The organism is Ignatzschineria rhizosphaerae (assembly GCF_022655595.1).
GTDB classification, from domain to species: Bacteria; Pseudomonadota; Gammaproteobacteria; order Cardiobacteriales; family Wohlfahrtiimonadaceae; genus Ignatzschineria; species Ignatzschineria rhizosphaerae.
The window spans coordinates 1,930,333-1,945,235 of record NZ_CP093379.1 but is presented as its reverse complement, the minus strand read 5'-3'; the positions used below and the strand labels follow the sequence as shown (position 1 = coordinate 1,945,235).

General features: G+C 39.1%; 15 protein-coding genes. 6 read left to right on the top strand and 9 right to left on the bottom strand.

The genetic code is table 11. The features are described 5' to 3' along the window. Positions 1 to 6 precede the first annotated feature (6 nt). From MMG00_RS08500 to MMG00_RS08460, 9 genes are all read right to left on the bottom strand, one after another. Positions 7 to 930, bottom strand: coding sequence for an MlaD family protein (locus MMG00_RS08500; protein WP_242147350.1), 924 nt, complete (start codon positions 928 to 930; stop codon positions 7 to 9). After that, the gene (locus tag MMG00_RS08495; RefSeq protein WP_242147348.1) at positions 914 to 1,732 is read right to left on the bottom strand and encodes an ABC transporter ATP-binding protein; all 819 of its coding nucleotides are present in this window, start codon (positions 1,730 to 1,732) and stop codon (positions 914 to 916) included. Before MMG00_RS08495 ends, MMG00_RS08500 begins: the two co-directional genes overlap by 17 nt. A gap of 10 nt (positions 1,733 to 1,742) precedes the next feature. After that, positions 1,743 to 2,849, bottom strand: a complete 1,107-nt coding sequence (locus tag MMG00_RS08490; protein WP_242147346.1) for an MlaE family ABC transporter permease — start codon at positions 2,847 to 2,849, stop codon at positions 1,743 to 1,745. Between the two features lie 49 nt (positions 2,850 to 2,898). Then, positions 2,899 to 3,528 (bottom strand): thermonuclease family protein, encoded by a 630-nt coding sequence (locus MMG00_RS08485; protein ID WP_242147344.1) that lies wholly within the window; start codon positions 3,526 to 3,528, stop codon positions 2,899 to 2,901. 20 nt (positions 3,529 to 3,548) lie between these two features. Continuing rightward, positions 3,549 to 4,034, bottom strand: a complete 486-nt coding sequence (locus tag MMG00_RS08480; RefSeq protein ID WP_242147342.1) for a phosphatidylglycerophosphatase A family protein — start codon at positions 4,032 to 4,034, stop codon at positions 3,549 to 3,551. Between the two features lie 66 nt (positions 4,035 to 4,100). Next, complete coding sequence (orn, locus tag MMG00_RS08475; protein ID WP_242147340.1) at positions 4,101 to 4,637, bottom strand: oligoribonuclease; 537 nt, start codon at positions 4,635 to 4,637, stop codon at positions 4,101 to 4,103. 373 nt (positions 4,638 to 5,010) lie between these two features. Then, positions 5,011 to 5,775, bottom strand: coding sequence for a peroxide stress protein YaaA (gene yaaA, locus MMG00_RS08470; protein WP_242147338.1), 765 nt, complete (start codon positions 5,773 to 5,775; stop codon positions 5,011 to 5,013). A 159-nt stretch (positions 5,776 to 5,934) separates the two neighbouring features. After that, positions 5,935 to 6,723, bottom strand: a complete 789-nt coding sequence (locus tag MMG00_RS08465) for a phosphatase PAP2 family protein (RefSeq protein ID WP_242147336.1) — start codon at positions 6,721 to 6,723, stop codon at positions 5,935 to 5,937. A gap of 48 nt (positions 6,724 to 6,771) precedes the next feature. Beyond that, a complete protein-coding gene (locus tag MMG00_RS08460) occupies positions 6,772 to 7,569 on the bottom strand; it encodes a Cof-type HAD-IIB family hydrolase (protein WP_242147334.1) in 798 nt (265 codons plus the stop codon). Between the two features lie 310 nt (positions 7,570 to 7,879). Between MMG00_RS08460 and hfq the strand changes: the two genes are divergently transcribed. The 6 genes from hfq to MMG00_RS08430 all read left to right on the top strand — a co-directional run bounded on the left by hfq (position 7,880) and on the right by MMG00_RS08430 (position 14,766). Then, on the top strand, positions 7,880 to 8,128 hold the full coding sequence (hfq, locus tag MMG00_RS08455; RefSeq protein ID WP_242147332.1) for an RNA chaperone Hfq: 249 nt from the start codon (positions 7,880 to 7,882) through the stop codon (positions 8,126 to 8,128). Positions 8,129 to 8,330: 202 nt separating this feature from the next. Next, positions 8,331 to 9,632 (top strand): ribosome rescue GTPase HflX, encoded by a 1,302-nt coding sequence (gene hflX / locus MMG00_RS08450; RefSeq protein WP_242147330.1) that lies wholly within the window; start codon positions 8,331 to 8,333, stop codon positions 9,630 to 9,632. A gap of 79 nt (positions 9,633 to 9,711) precedes the next feature. Continuing rightward, complete coding sequence (gene hflK, locus MMG00_RS08445) at positions 9,712 to 10,935, top strand: FtsH protease activity modulator HflK (RefSeq protein ID WP_242147328.1); 1,224 nt, start codon at positions 9,712 to 9,714, stop codon at positions 10,933 to 10,935. Positions 10,936 to 10,959: 24 nt separating this feature from the next. After that, the gene (hflC, locus tag MMG00_RS08440; RefSeq protein ID WP_242147326.1) at positions 10,960 to 12,015 is read left to right on the top strand and encodes a protease modulator HflC; all 1,056 of its coding nucleotides are present in this window, start codon (positions 10,960 to 10,962) and stop codon (positions 12,013 to 12,015) included. A gap of 67 nt (positions 12,016 to 12,082) precedes the next feature. Beyond that, positions 12,083 to 13,375 carry an adenylosuccinate synthase gene (locus tag MMG00_RS08435; protein ID WP_242147324.1) on the top strand — a complete coding sequence of 431 codons (1,293 nt, stop codon included), beginning with the start codon at positions 12,083 to 12,085 and terminating at the stop codon, positions 13,373 to 13,375. Positions 13,376 to 13,389: 14 nt separating this feature from the next. Then, a complete protein-coding gene (locus tag MMG00_RS08430; RefSeq protein WP_242147322.1) occupies positions 13,390 to 14,766 on the top strand; it encodes a phosphomannomutase/phosphoglucomutase in 1,377 nt (458 codons plus the stop codon). Positions 14,767 to 14,903 lie beyond the last annotated feature (137 nt).

The window sequence follows — 14,903 nt, the reverse complement described above, 5'->3', positions numbered from 1 at the left end:
TTCTATCTATTCTCCAGGTCCAGGTTTTTGTTGTGGTTTACCAAGAATGATGGCATTTGGTTTTGCTTCTAATTCTTGCATCAATAATGAGAGATTATAGAGGGCATTTTCTAAAACAGGGAAGATATCTTGTAAGCTTCCATTTGCTTCTTGCCCTAAGCTATCCCATGTATTTAATGTGGATGTTGCAGTATCTAAAGTGCTATTAATTTTAACGGCCATCCCTTCGAGCTGCTTTGTTGAACCTTGAAGATGATCTGCAAAGGATGCTAATGCCTGAGCGGCATCCTTAATTTGAGGCTGTATCGTATCAATCGTTCCTGTTGCTTTATCTGTAAAGGTATTAATCTTATTTCCCATTGTGGCAAGATCTGAGGTAAAGGCATTTGTATTGCTTAAAATATTGCTAAGATTATCAATATTTTGGGTCGTTAAGATAGACCCCATCTTTTTCGATAACTCAGAAAGAGAGTGGGTAATGTTATTTAACGCCTCATCTAAACGACGAGAGAGAGAGGCCCCATTTTTAATGGTTGGGATAGGATTTTCTTTAGTGGGTAGTAAATCCTTTGCATCTGGAGTGCCGCCTGAAAGGCTCACGTTAACAAGCCCTGTAATTCCTCGGCTCATTAAAACGGCTTCTGTATCTGTTTTGATAGGAGTGCCCGCATCAATATTGAGATAGATTGTGACGTAACGAGGATCATCATGATTTAGCTCCATTGATGCAACTTTACCGACAGTGACACCTCGATAATCAATAGTGGAGTTAACCGTAAGTCCTGAAACAGATTCACTCGTGATGACGCGATACTCATTTGTATTCACTTTTTCAAAGCCATTTGTCAGCCAGATAATTAAAGCGATTAAACAGGCAAGAAATCCAAGGACAAACATGCCGACAACTGTGTAATTAAATTTGTGTTCCATATGCCTCTCCCACTGCTCGGCCGCGAGGACCTTGGAAGTAATGTTGAATTAAAGGATTATCATTTTTTACAAGATCTTGAATAGGCTCATAAGCAATTAAGGTTTTATTACCTAAAAATGCAACTTTATCAGAAATAGCCCAGATCGAGTCGAGGTCGTGTGTGACCATAACGACTGTGAGGTTAAGAGATTCTTTTAACTGGCGCATTAAGCCATCAAAATCACTTGCAGAAACAGGATCAAGCCCAGCTGTTGGCTCATCTAAAAAGAGAAGCTCTGGGTCTAATGCTAAAGCACGAGCAAGACTTGCGCGTTTAATCATTCCTCCTGAAAGATCTTTGGGAAGAAGATTTGCCGATTGTGGCTTAAGTCCTGAAAGCGTTAATTTAAGCATGGCAATCTCTTCTTGATCCTTGCGGCTGAGGCTCGTGTGCTCTTGCAAAGGAACCATGATATTTTCTAGCACGGTTAAGGAGCTAAATAACGCTCCTCCCTGAAATAGCATGCCAAAAGTTTGTCGAAGCTTTTGTTCTTCTTTATGGGAAGCGCCCCAGACAGGATTATCAAAGAGATAAACCTGACCTTTCGTTGGCGGCTGGAGCATAATAATACTGCGAAGAAGGGTCGTTTTTCCCGAGCCTGAACCACCGACTAATGCTACGAGTTCTCCCCGTTTGACCGTCATATTGAGATCTTCGTGAACAGAGTGAGTTCCAAAACTGTTATAGACATGTTCTACACGAATGACATCATCTTTTTGAGCCTTGTCTGTTTGAGGAGATTGTTTTCCTTGTTCGTTCATGATTTCCCCTTTATAGTCCCACATTGCGCATTAAAATTGAGAAGAGCGCCACAATAACAATAACTAAGAAGATTGATTGAACAACCGCTTTAGTCGTCTGTTGGCCAACACTATCTGCGCCTCCAGAAACTTGGAATCCTTGATAGCAACCTACAAGTGTAATGACAATAGCGAAGACAGGGGCCTGTACTAATCCGACAACAAGAGAGCGCCATGTAATGGTATTAGGAATCGTTGAAAGATACTCTCCAAATGAGATATCTAAATAGAAATAGGCTAATACCATGCTACCTAAAATGGCCATCATGTCCGCAAATAGGGTTAGTAAGGGAAGTGAGATTGCTAGCGCATACATTTTTGGAAGTACTAATTGATCATATTTATTAATACCAATTGTTTCTAAGGCATCTACTTCCTCATTAACCACCATTGTCCCTATCTGCGCAGCATAAGCCGCCCCTGTACGTCCCGCGATAATGATAGCGGTTAAAAGCGGCCCTAAAACACGCAGTACAGCAACTGCAGAGAAGTCAACGATATAGATACTTGCCCCAAACATCCGTAGTAGGTTTCCCGCTTGGTAAGCAATAACCGCGCCAATTAAGAAGTTAAGGAGTCCGATAATGGGAAGAGCCATAACTCCCGCAGATTGAATATTTGACCAAAAAGCACCCCAGCGAATATTCCAGGGCGTAAAGGCTCTTTTCATGGCAATAACCGATATTTCGCCTATAAATTCGATGAATTTTTGCATCTCATCTAGTGCTGAAACTGTTATTAAACCAACTCTTCCAATGAGAGAGCAGTGATTGCTCGGGGCTGTTTTTTGAATGCCGGCATCATCAATTTTAGTTTTAATAAATTGAAAGAGATCAATCTGCTTTTTCTCAAAGTTTGTAAAATCAACAGAGGTTGATTTGGGGATCGCCTCTAAGGCAATATATAATTCCTGACAACCGATAGTATCTAGATTTTTGAGTTTTGATCCATCAATTGTGATTGATTTGAGATTGAGTGATTGAGCTTTAAATTTGTCAGCCGCAATTTGGATCGCTTTAAGATTGGAAAGCGTCCAGTCCCCATCGATATATATCGTGTTTTTATCAAGCGTTATCATGATTTATTAAGCTCATTTTCGTAGATGATAGATATTATCGCATAGCTTCTTAAAAAGGATTAACTTTTCGCCAAGCAGCGGGGTTTTGTTGTGGTCCAGGGTGTTGCCAAATCCCCTTTTTATGGCTTTTTGCAAGGTCTTCATGGTAAAGGTATTGTGGATCGTTATTATATTGTTTATAAACAACTGCAAAGCCCTCACTTACCATTTGTAGTCCGACATCTATCTCTTTATTGTTAATGAAGATTTGACCAACATAACGATTATATTGATCTATATCTCTTATTAGAATGGTAATAATATCATGTTTATTCATAAGAAAAATCCTATTTAATGCATTTGTGGCTTTTTCTCCCCAGGGAATTTGGTTTGTTTCAGGTGCATCCATTCCCCAAATACGAATATTCACAAGCTTTGGATTTTTTAAAGGGCAGTTCGCAACCACCGTATCACCATCAATAATTCTATGTAATGTGCAGTGATACATCTCCTCCTTTGCTAAGTTGTAATCAACTGTAACATTAGGTAATGGTCCATTACTCCAAAGAAAAGAACAGATAAATACTATGATAAATAAGAAGAAAGTTACCAATGGTAGTTTTTGGGTTTTAACTTTTTGTTTTATACCATTTTTTAAATAAGCAAAAACCTTATTGGAATTTGTCTGATGTTGTTTCATACAGACTTTATAGGATAAATTTAGGCGAAAATGGGGAATATCCAAGTAAGAATAAGGTGGATTGTAATTAAGGAGAAGATTGCCGCTAAGATATCATCTAGCATAATGCCAAAGCCACCTTGAACCTTCTCATCGATCACTTTTATTGGCCATGGTTTTAAAACATCAAAAAAACGAAATATTAAAAAGCCTAAAATGGCATTAGGGATAGAAACAGGAACACAGATCATCGTAATCCACATGCCGACAAATTCATCCCAAACAATCCCGCCATGATCATGGACGCCGAGTTCATCGCTGGCTTTTTGGCAAATAACAATGCCAAAAAGCGCTGAAATAATGATGATGAGCAGATAACCCCAAAAGGGGAGATAAGTGGCAAAGAGAAACCAAAAAGGCATCGCTGCTAAAGTTCCCATTGTGCCTGGCGCGATAGGAGATAAGCCCGAACCAAATCCTGAAGCAATAAACTGCCAAGGTGTTTTAATGGTGATTTTTGGTTTCATAAAAAATCCTTAAAATGAGTAGCGTAACGGCTAATTTGATGTCAGTAAATTTAAAGAGATTTTACGTTATTTGAAATAGTTTTCGCGAATAAATCGTAACTCATTGATTGATTCTAAAATATCATCGAGCGCTAGATGGGTGTTCTGTTTCTCATAGTTTTTAGCATCAGGGTACCATCGTTTAACAACTTCTTTAAATGAACTAACATCAATATTACGATAGTGACAAAACTGATCTAGTGCCGGCATATATTTTTTTAAAAAACGGCGATCCGTGCCGATACTATTGCCACAAAGTGGCGTTTTGCCTTCAGGAATCCATTTTATTGCAAAATCAATCGTCGCTTGCATCGCTTCTTCTACAGAAGTTTTACTCTCTTTAATCCTTGCTGTTAAGCCGGAGTTTCCGTGTGTTGTTTGGCACCACTCATCCATCAAGTTTAAAATCTCTTCGGGCTGATAGATTGCAAGATTAGGGCCTTGTGCCAGAACATTAAGGTCTTTATCTGTAATGATGGATGCGATTTCAATAATATGATGAATCTCTTCATCAAGCCCTGTCATTTCAAGATCGATCCAGAGAAGGTTGCTATCTGCTTGCATGGTTTTACTAGCCTTTATGAATATTATTAATCAATAAAATTGAAGTAGTTTGTTGCGAAGTCGTAATCGCAAACTAAAGGGATATCATACCTTAAACCACTTTGGATATATAGAATTTGGGTAATGTAGAGTATTGTTAGTGAAGGGGGGGGGTTAAGCGTTTACTTTTTGAAGTAGATTGCAAGGAGCGATGATCTATTTAAAAGATCTTCAATGAAAAAACCATGTAGATGCTGCTGTTATTAGCATTTACATGGTTTGTTTGTGTTTATCGATAAAGCTTTATGTAAGTAATCCTCTTTTAAATAGAAGATCAAGATATTTAGTGACCATCAATTTAAATGGATCGGTAAATGGATCGGAAAAACCTCGGTTAACCTCTAATAAAGACAATTTCACCCGTAACATCATTGGGTTTGTAAGCATAGCCTTCGTGGTTGAATTTTTTGAGCTCTTGAAGGTCTGTAATATTATTTTCGCTGACAAATCGCGTCATTAAGCCGCGAGCTTTCTTTGCGTAAACGCCAATGACTTTGTATTCGCCGTTACTAAAATCTTTAAAGATCGGTGTTACGACTCGAGCTTTTAGTTTTTCAGGTTTTATCACTTTGAAATACTCATTAGAAGCTAGGTTAATGACAACTTTTGCATCTAACTCATCAATGCGAGTATTGAGATATTCAGTAACAAGATCTCCCCAAAATTCATATAAGTTTTTGCCTCGCTCAGTGGTGAGCGCTGTTCCCATTTCAAGGCGATAAGGCGCAATTAAATCTAAAGGACGAACCGCGCCATAAAGACCTGAGAGGATCGCAAGATGGCGATTTAAAAATTCCACACATGGCTCTGGCAAATCATAGGCTGATAACCCTTGATAGACATCGCCATTAAAGAGATAGAGTGCCGGTTTGGCATTTTGCGAGGTAAAGGGCGTTTGGTATGCTTGGAATCGTTCTACATTCTGCTCAGCAATGCGCTCAGATACTTTCATTAAATTCTGAATCTCTTCGGCCGAATAGTTGCGAAGGGTATCAATGAGTATTTGAGAGTGCTCTAAAAGTTTTGGTTCTTCTAGGCTCGTAATGGGTGGTGGAGTATGTTCATCCAACATCTTTGCAGGTGAAAGTAAAAACAGCATAATAATCCTCTTATTGTTGTTTTAATTGAATATTAGCAACGCCTGTGTTTATGATTCGTTGTAGGTTTACCGATAAAACTATTTGTGAGTTTCTGCTTATTAGTTTTATAGAAAAAGTACGATAAGTACAAGCGTGGATCATAAAGATTATGTTCAGCGTCAGTTTTTTTGGGTAACATTCTGTTTTTTAGGCGCTGGTTTATTAAATGTCCCATCAATCAGAGTATCTCTTTTTGCTAGAAAGTAAAAGAAAAATAGTGCGATAGGGTATCCGATGAGGGTGCTGACAAAGAGATCAATAGGGAAATGCATCCCTAATCGTATGCGGCTGATCATCATTAAGCCGGCCCATAAAATCATGATTCCCATGGCAAGTGGTGTTTTAGAGTCTTTTTCTCGAGTTAAGAAACCAACGATGATAAAGGCCCACATCACCGCAAACATCGTATGGCCGGAAGGAAAAGAGTAACCTGTCTCTTTTTGCCAGTGCTGTTCAAGCCACTGTGGTGTTGTTTTATCATCAACTAACGTTTTTTGAATAACTACTCCCCGCTCTTTTCGAGAAAGCTCATAGAAGGGCTCAAGCTCAACGCCTTTTTCGACCATATAACTCATATAAGGACGAGGTTCTTCCCAGAGCGTTTTAATCGTGCTTTTGATAACTTGTGTTGTGCCTTGTAGCAGAAATACACTTAAAAAAATCACCACCCAATGATGCTTAAGAAGTTTGCAACGCATGCTGAGCCAAATAGCGAGAACGAGTGAGGTGATGAGTGCGAAATAAGGCGCAGATCCGGATTCTGTAATGATAAATAGTAGGTGATCAAAGAAGCCGTATCGCTGTCCTGATTGCCAATGCCAATCTATCAGCCAAGTGGTAATAGGAATGAGCAGTAAGCAGATGAACACGATGCTGATATTGCGCGCTAAAGTTTTATAGTTATTCATAATAGGGAGTAAATTAATAGATGATTGTGGAGCTTTTAAGTTTAGAAATTAAAAATAGTTCAACTTAAAGAGCTGATCTAATGTTTTCGCAACTCCGTCATTGATATTCGTGTCAATAATGCGTGAGGGGAAATGTGACTTTAAAGCATCATTGGCATTGCCCATAATAAAAGGATGTTCAACTAGGGATAATAATTCAAAATCATTGAGTTGATCTCCAAATGCCACGCAATGTTTGGGGTCGATACTGAGCGCTTCTAAGACATGTTTGGCGCCGACAGATTTATTAATACCTTGCGGCATAATCTCTAAATAGGTAGGGGAGGAGGTTGAAACAGATGCGCCATCAAAGTGATTATAAGCAATGTGAAGATGCTTCATAAGCTCAGTTTCCGGCATTACAAATAGCGCTTTAGTTAAAGTTTCATTGATCCAATCATGATGAGGATCTAATACTTCAAAGCGTTCACCTGGGCAGGTATAGTGATGAGGAATCCCATCTTTTGTATAGATCACATTGTTGTGATAAAAAATAGGCGGGTATTGATATTGGTGAGAGAAATCAAATACTTGCTCTAAAACAGTTTTAGGCAGTGTTGCTTGATGGAGAATCCGTTCATTTTTAAAATCAAAAACACGAGCGCCATTATAATTGATGATAAATTCAGTACCGCCAATCGCATTAGCAAAAGGTAAGGCGCCGGCAAAACTTCTGCCTGTACTGAAGATAATATGAATCCCTTTTTGTTTTAAGGTAATGAGAATCTCTTTTAGCGCAGGGGATAATGAATTGTTATCATTGAGGCTTGTGCCATCTAAATCGAGAAAAAGCGCTTTAAAAGTCATGAAGAATCCCTTTAATTGATTGATTACTCGTATATACTGAACTAGAGAGTATAGTGTGATTACGGCTTAGCGACAACCTTAGATCATTTTTCAGAATAATCTAATTTTAGGATGATGAGTGCTATTTTTTTAAGTTGTCATAAAACTAATTTATCCCTTAAGCGATAAATGGATTATAATTACTGCAATGACAAGCCTGAATGATTCAGGGGTTATGATAAAATAGAGTCGGCTTTCTTGTAGCGAAGTGCTATAAACAATAAAGAACTCATCATGTATGAAGATAAGAACAAATAAGTGAGAATAAAAAATGGCAAAAATGCAATCCCTCCAAGACCCTTTTCTAAACTTGCTCCGTAAAGAGCGAGTCCCTGTATCAATTTTCTTAATTAATGGTATCAAACTCCAAGGGCAAATTGAGTCCTTTGATCAGTTTGTGATTTTATTAAGATCAAACGTAAGCCAAATGATTTATAAGCATGCGGTATCTACAATTGTTCCTGCACGTAATGTGAATTTAGGAACAGAATTAGATGCATCAGACGATGCACAAGAATAACAACAGGCTAAAAAGATTTTTAATAAACTCTTGGAGTAAGTTTTAGGGTTGTTGAAATCAATCATTAGCGGTTTTGTATCTCATGTTAGTTATATTTTATCCTTATCAATTTCCTCAATAAGAGGGGGAATTGATAAGGCTTGTTTTGGTGCTATTTAAAAATTTTTTAATGTTCAACATGATGAGGTTTGTACTCTAAATAATGGGTCATATAGTAGAAGAGTTTAGTCATTCTGATGATAGAGCGATTATTGTATCTTTGGAAATGCCAGAGAGTGAAGATGGTGATTTAGCAGAATTTAAAGAGCTGGTAACTTCTGCGGGTGTAACAATTGAATGTTGCATTACAGGTTCACGGCAAACGCCCCATCATAAATATTTTTTAGGTACAGGTAAGGCCGATGAGGTAAAAGATGCCATCACGCAATATGATGCTAATGTCGTCCTCATTAATCACGATTTAACCCCTAGTCAAAATCGAAACCTAGAAGCACTGTGTGGTGTGAGGGTTGTAGATCGTACAGGGTTGATTTTAGATATATTTGCTCAAAGAGCCCAAAGCTTTGAGGGTAAATTACAAGTTGAATTAGCACAATTAACAAGACTCTCCACAAGATTAGTTCGTAAACATACCAATCTCTCTCAACAGCGTGGTGGGGCCGTAGGGCTTCGTGGACCGGGGGAGACTCGTCTTGAGATGGATAGACGAGTAATTAACGATCGGATTCGTCAGCTTAAAAAACGATTAGAAACGGTTACAAAAATGCGCCATCAAGGGCGCGTTTCAAGAGAACGTAATGAAGTTCCGACAGTCGCTTTAGTCGGTTATACCAATGCCGGAAAGTCCTCTCTTTTTAATGCTTTAACAGATGCTAATGCTTATGTGCAAGATCAGCTTTTTGCAACCTTAGACCCTACGCATCGCGCCCTAGATATCGAACATGTCGGACGAACGGTGCTTGCTGATACGGTTGGGTTTATCTCAAAATTACCCCATGATTTAGTTGAGGCATTTAAATCGACATTGCAAGAGGCGGTGGAAGCAGATCTCTTATTAGAAGTCATTGATGTGGCAGACCCTGAAAGAGAGCTTAAAATTCGGGAAGTTGATAAAGTCTTAGAGCAAATCGGCGCCGATGAAGTGCCTCGTTTGCAAGTATTTAATAAAATCGATTTAAATCCAGAAATTAGCCCCCATATATCTGAAGATGGTAATGGTTTAGTAAATGCGGTCTGGATCTCTGTTGTCAAAAATGAAGGGATTGATCTTCTTTTAGAGGGGGTTGCATCGCATTTTCAAAAAGGGCATTTAGAGATGAAAGTAACGTTGCCTCCAAGCGAGGGGCGGTTACGTGCGGAGCTATATGCTTTAGATGCTGTAAAAAATGAATCATTTAGTGAAAAAGGTGAATTTGAATTGCATCTTTACGTGGCGAAATATCGCCTTAAAAGGCTTCTGAAAGAGATGCCGAAGGCAATTACTTATTTCGAACAATATCTATAGGTGCAAAATAGGTAAAAAATTGGTATCTTGTCGAGTTGAAAGTACAAATTTCGGTAAGATCTGTATTTAAAGGGATTAAATGAAAAAAAATAACTTAGAGATGGCTTGGCAAGAGCCTAAGGATAGTCAAGGTGGTCCATCTAATAATGATGGTCGAAAGCCTCATGGACAAGGTAACGGTTCAGGTCCTGATTTAGATGAGATCTTTAAGAAGTTAGGGGGTGTTTTCCGTGGCAAGGGTGGTCATGGACATAAACCTCAAGGGTTAGGAAAGTATGTCGCACTAGGTGGTGCGGTGCTTCTTTGTGGTTGGCTTGCAACAGGGTTTTATACCATTGATGCGGGGCAAAAAGGAGTTGAGCTTCTTTTAGGCCAATATCATGCGACTAAAGATCCAGGTTTAAGATGGCGTTTACCAAGTCCGATCGGTGATCACCGTATTATTGATATTCAGCGCCGTTTCTCACAGAAAATTGGCTCGATTGCAAAAGGTAATCGCCGTGCTGCTATGTTGACTAAAGATGAGAACTTAGTTGATGTGAGTGTGGAAGTCCAATATCAAATTAATAATGATAAACCGATGCAATATTGGTTTACTTCAGTAGATCCTGATAAAACGCTCAAAGAGGTTGTTGATAGTGCAACACGTGAGCGAGTTGGGCAAACAACGCTTGATGATATTTTAACAGATGGTCGTGAGCAATTAATGCAGGAAGTTAAAGAGCTTGCACAAAGTATCTTAAATAACTATGAAATTGGTCTTGTGATTACTAACGTCAACTTAGAAGATGCGCAAGCACCGGCGGCAGTGCAAGATGCCTTCTCTGATGCAATTCGTGCACGAGAAGATGAACAGAGCCGTATTAACCAAGCAAATGCTTACCAGAGTAAGGTTCATGAAGAGGCGCGAGGGGAAGCTGAGCGTGTTCTTCGTCAAGCAGAAGCTTACAGAGATAGTAAAGTAGCCCAAGCTCGAGGGGAAGCGGAGCGATTTAATCGACTTTATAGTGCTTATAAAGTCTCTCCAGAAGTCACTCGTGAGCGTCTCTATCTTGAGAATATGGAAGAAGTATTACAAAACAGCAATAAACTCTATATGGGTTCAGATAGCAATAATTTGATGATGTTACCGCTTGATAAAATGACTGGCAACATGGGATTGAATGATTCATCAAATAGTAACCGTGCTGCTGCTCCTAAGACTGAAACAGCAACGCCACAAAGCGGTGCTAAGCAATCAGTGATTCAGGTTCAGCCGAGTAATGTAAATGACTCTAGAAGTCGTGCACGCATCACCCGATAATTATAGAGAGGAAGAGACAAAGACATGAGAATTTTAACGCGAGTTATTTTACCAATAGTGATTATCGCGCTCGTCATCTTAAGTAGCTCCCTTGTGGTGGTGAAAGAGTGGGAGAAAGGATTGCAACTTCGTTTTGGGCGTATTGTTGCGATTTATGATGAGCCAGGTGTTTACTTTAAAATGCCAATTATTGACAATGTTCGAGTATTTGATGGAAGAATTCAAACATTAGATACCCCACCAGAGCCATTTTTAACTTCAGAGAAGAAAAACTTAATTGTTGATACATTTATCAAATGGCGTGTAACAGACCCTGAGGTTTATTATCAAAAGGTTTCAGGAAACCCTGGTGTTTTTAATCGTCTATTTGAACCCATTGTTAAAAATAATTTTAGAGCTGCATTTGGTAAGCGTGATGTTCAGACTGTGGTTGGTGGTACGGTTACACTTAAGACAGCTGATGCGATTAAACAAGAAAACGTCATTGTTGTAGATAAGCCAAGCGATGCACTAACTTTAGATGAAACAACCTTAAAAAAAGTTCAGTCTGAAGATGTCGATATCGTAATTCGCAGTAAAGAGAATGTAGTTCCCGTTATTGCAGGACAAGAGATTGATCTTAATAACACGGTTCGTCAAGAGATTGAGAAAACAATTTTAGTAGCATTATCAGTTGAAGCTAAAGAGTATGGTGTTGAGATTGTTGATGTTCGTATCAATGGTGTTGAATTACCGGAAGATGTTACAGAAAACGTATTTAAACGTATGAGAACAGAGCGTGAACGTGTAGCTACAGAGCTTCGCTCGAAAGGGGAAGCGGCTTATATTGAAAAAGTAGCTGAAGCCGATAGTAACCGTATCATTCTTCTAGCAACTGCTTATGAAGAAGCGGAAAAGATTCGAGGTGAGGGAGATGCCGGAGCTGCCACCATTTATGGGGAAGCTTATGGTCAAGATCCTGAGTTTTACTCATTTTATCGAAGCCTTGAAGCATATCGTAATGCATTCCAAAATAGTGGGGATCTCCTGATTCTTGATCCTGATAGTGATTTCTTTAAACACTTTCAGCAAAAAAAATAATTTTTAAAACTAAGGCGGATAATATCTTGATATGACGCCTTATTCATTTTCATGAGGAAAAACTTAAATGGGTAATAATGTTGTTATTATCGGAACGCAATGGGGCGATGAAGGCAAAGGGAAAATTGTTGACCTTTTAACCGATAAAGCTGTAGCCGTTGTTCGATTTCAGGGTGGCCATAATGCTGGGCACACACTTGTAATTAACGGAGAGAAGACGGTACTTCGTTTGATTCCATCAGGAATTTTACGGGAACATGTTACCTGCTATATTGGTAATGGTGTTGTTCTTTCACCTGCTGCGCTTTTAAGTGAAATGGATGAATTATTAAGTCGTGGTATCAACGTTGATGAGCGTCTTAAAGTCTCTGAAGCATGTCCACTTGTAATGCCTTATCATGTGGCTATTGATCAGGCTCGTGAAGAAAAGCTTGGAAAAAATAAGATCGGGACAACAGGTCGTGGTATTGGTCCGACTTATGAAGATAAAGTAGCGCGTCGTGCAATTCGTGTGGCTGATCTTTTCTATCCTGAAGTATTTCGTAAAAAACTCGAAGCTGTGATGGAGTATCACAACTTTGTATTAGTAAACTATCTTGGGAAAGAAGCGCTCTCTGTTGATGATGTTTACAATGAAACCATGGAACTGGCAAAGCGTTTATTACCGCTTGTTTCAGACGTCTCTTATGATCTTAAAGTCCTTCGTGATCAAGGGGCTAAGGTGATGTTTGAAGGGGCACAAGGCACGTTCCTTGATATTGACCATGGAACATACCCATTTGTGACTTCAAGCAATACTTCAGCAGGTGGCGCGGCAACCGGAACAGGGGTTGGCCCGCTTGCTCTTGATTATGTTTTAGGAATTGTGAAAGCTTACGTTACGCGTGTAGGTTCAGGCCCATTCCCAACAGAGTTGACGGATGAAATTGGTCAAGGTTTAGCAGAGCGTGGGCATGAGTTTGGTTCTGTAACAGGACGTGCACGTCGTTGTGGTTGGTTTGATGTTCCTGTATTAAAGCGTTCAATCGATATCAATAGCCTCACAGGTCTTTGCTTAACGAAGTTAGATGTTTTAGATGGTATGGATGAAGTTAAAATCTGTACAGGCTATCGTCTAGATGGAGAAGTTGTAAACTATCCACCTTATGGTGCTGAGAACTTTGCTCGTTGTGAAGCGATTTATGAAACGATGCCAGGCTGGAGCGAAAGCACAGTTGGTGTGATGTCATTTGAAGCATTACCACAAGCGGCACAAAACTATATCAAACGTCTTGAAGAGCTTGTGAAAGTTCCTGTTGATATTATCTCAACGGGCCCAGATCGTAATGAAACTTTAGTTTTAAGAGACCCATTTGATTAGTCGGTAACCATTAAATGACTATAAAAGCTTTTAAAGCCTATGATATCCGCGGAAAATATCCAGAAGATATCAATGAAGACCTAGCATATCAGCTAGGTCTTGCTTTTGTTGCACAATATGGTGCAACAAAAATAATTGTCGGGCGTGATATTCGAGAAAGTAGCCCCTCTTTATTTGAGCGATTAGTCGCTGGCATTATCGATGCGGGTTGTGATGTTGTATCGCTCGGTATTTGTGGGACTGAAGAGGTCTATTTTAATACGGTTTATCAAAATGCTGATGGCGGTATTATGATTACAGCAAGCCACAACCCTAAGAGTCATAATGGGTTTAAGCTGGTTGGTAAAAATGCAGAGCCGATAAGTCTAACAACGGGATTGTTACTTTTAAAAAATCGTATTTTACAAAGTGACTATCAGCTTGCAGATAATAGTGGCGAAATGCAGTGTTATGAAGATCGTAGTCCTTATATCAAGACAATTTTAAGTTTTGCGCCAGAGCTTTTAAAGCATCACGAAGTATCTGATAACTCTCGTCTTCTTAAAATAGTTTGTAATAGTGGCAATGGTTGTGCCGGCGATACACTTGATCGTTTAGAACCTTATCTTCCTTTTGAACTTATTAAAGTTCATCATGAGCCTGATGGCTCATTTCCTAATGGCGTCCCTAATCCTTTAATTGTGGAAAGAAGAGCGGCAACGAAAGCCGCTATTATTAAACATCAAGCTGATTTTGGGGTGGCATGGGATGGTGATTTTGATCGTTGTTTCTTTTTTGATGAAAAGGGCGAGTTTATTGATAGCTCTTATGTTATTGGTTTAATTGCCGAAGCTTTATTAAAAAATCATCCTGCAGAAAAGATTGTCATTGATACTCGTCAGACTCTAAATAGTGAATCTGTGATTAAAAATGCCGGAGGAGAAGCGATCATCTCCGCAGGTGGGCATTCTCCAATGAAGCGAACAATGCGTCAGGTAAAAGCATTATATGGTGGAGAGATGAGTGCTCATCACTATTTTAGAGAGTTTCATTATTGCGATTCAGGTATGATTCCTTTTTTATTGGTCTCTTCCCTTTTAGTGCAACAATCAAAGACAATTGGAAATCTCGTCCAATCTGCAAGATTAGCGTACCCTTGCAGTGGTGAGCTTAATTATGTTGTGCAAGATCCTGCTTCTGTAATGGCAAAGATTCTTGCATTTTACCAAGATCAAGCCATTACAATGGATGAGATCGATGGGATTAGTCTTCGCTTAGTTAATGCAAGAATTAACGTTCGGCGCTCTAATACAGAAAATTATCTTCGTATTAATATTGAGGCTGAGGGTGATACTGGCATTGTTTCATTACTGCAAGAACAGATCGAATCTATTTTACAGCCTTATTTATAGTAGATTCAGTTTAAGAAACACTATTTTAAAAGCATTAAGAGTGCAGAGTGTATATCAAATGAGCTTGCACGATGCCGGGTAGAGCGATTCTTATGCTTCTCATAACTAATGCGCCGGCAATCTAATTCAGTCACTTT

Bases quoted from the DNA above. Each gene is read 5' to 3' on its own strand.
- hfq (WP_242147332.1), top strand. From the start codon at position 7,880: ATGGCAAAAATGCAATCCCTCCAAGACCCTTTTCTAAACTTGCTCCGT.
- MMG00_RS08480 (WP_242147342.1), bottom strand. From the start codon at position 4,034: ATGAAACCAAAAATCACCATTAAAACACCTTGGCAGTTTATTGCTTCA.
- MMG00_RS08490 (WP_242147346.1), bottom strand. From the start codon at position 2,849: ATGATAACGCTTGATAAAAACACGATATATATCGATGGGGACTGGACG.
- hflX (WP_242147330.1), top strand. From the start codon at position 8,331: ATGGGTCATATAGTAGAAGAGTTTAGTCATTCTGATGATAGAGCGATT.
- orn (WP_242147340.1), bottom strand. From the start codon at position 4,637: ATGCAAGCAGATAGCAACCTTCTCTGGATCGATCTTGAAATGACAGGG.
- MMG00_RS08435 (WP_242147324.1), top strand. From the start codon at position 12,083: ATGGGTAATAATGTTGTTATTATCGGAACGCAATGGGGCGATGAAGGC.
- MMG00_RS08485 (WP_242147344.1), bottom strand. From the start codon at position 3,528: ATGAAACAACATCAGACAAATTCCAATAAGGTTTTTGCTTATTTAAAA.
- MMG00_RS08495 (WP_242147348.1), bottom strand. From the start codon at position 1,732: ATGAACGAACAAGGAAAACAATCTCCTCAAACAGACAAGGCTCAAAAA.
- MMG00_RS08465 (WP_242147336.1), bottom strand. From the start codon at position 6,723: ATGAATAACTATAAAACTTTAGCGCGCAATATCAGCATCGTGTTCATC.
- hflC (WP_242147326.1), top strand. From the start codon at position 10,960: ATGAGAATTTTAACGCGAGTTATTTTACCAATAGTGATTATCGCGCTC.
- MMG00_RS08430 (WP_242147322.1), top strand. From the start codon at position 13,390: ATGACTATAAAAGCTTTTAAAGCCTATGATATCCGCGGAAAATATCCA.
- MMG00_RS08500 (WP_242147350.1), bottom strand. From the start codon at position 930: ATGGAACACAAATTTAATTACACAGTTGTCGGCATGTTTGTCCTTGGA.
- yaaA (WP_242147338.1), bottom strand. From the start codon at position 5,775: ATGCTGTTTTTACTTTCACCTGCAAAGATGTTGGATGAACATACTCCA.
- MMG00_RS08460 (WP_242147334.1), bottom strand. From the start codon at position 7,569: ATGACTTTTAAAGCGCTTTTTCTCGATTTAGATGGCACAAGCCTCAAT.
- hflK (WP_242147328.1), top strand. From the start codon at position 9,712: ATGAAAAAAAATAACTTAGAGATGGCTTGGCAAGAGCCTAAGGATAGT.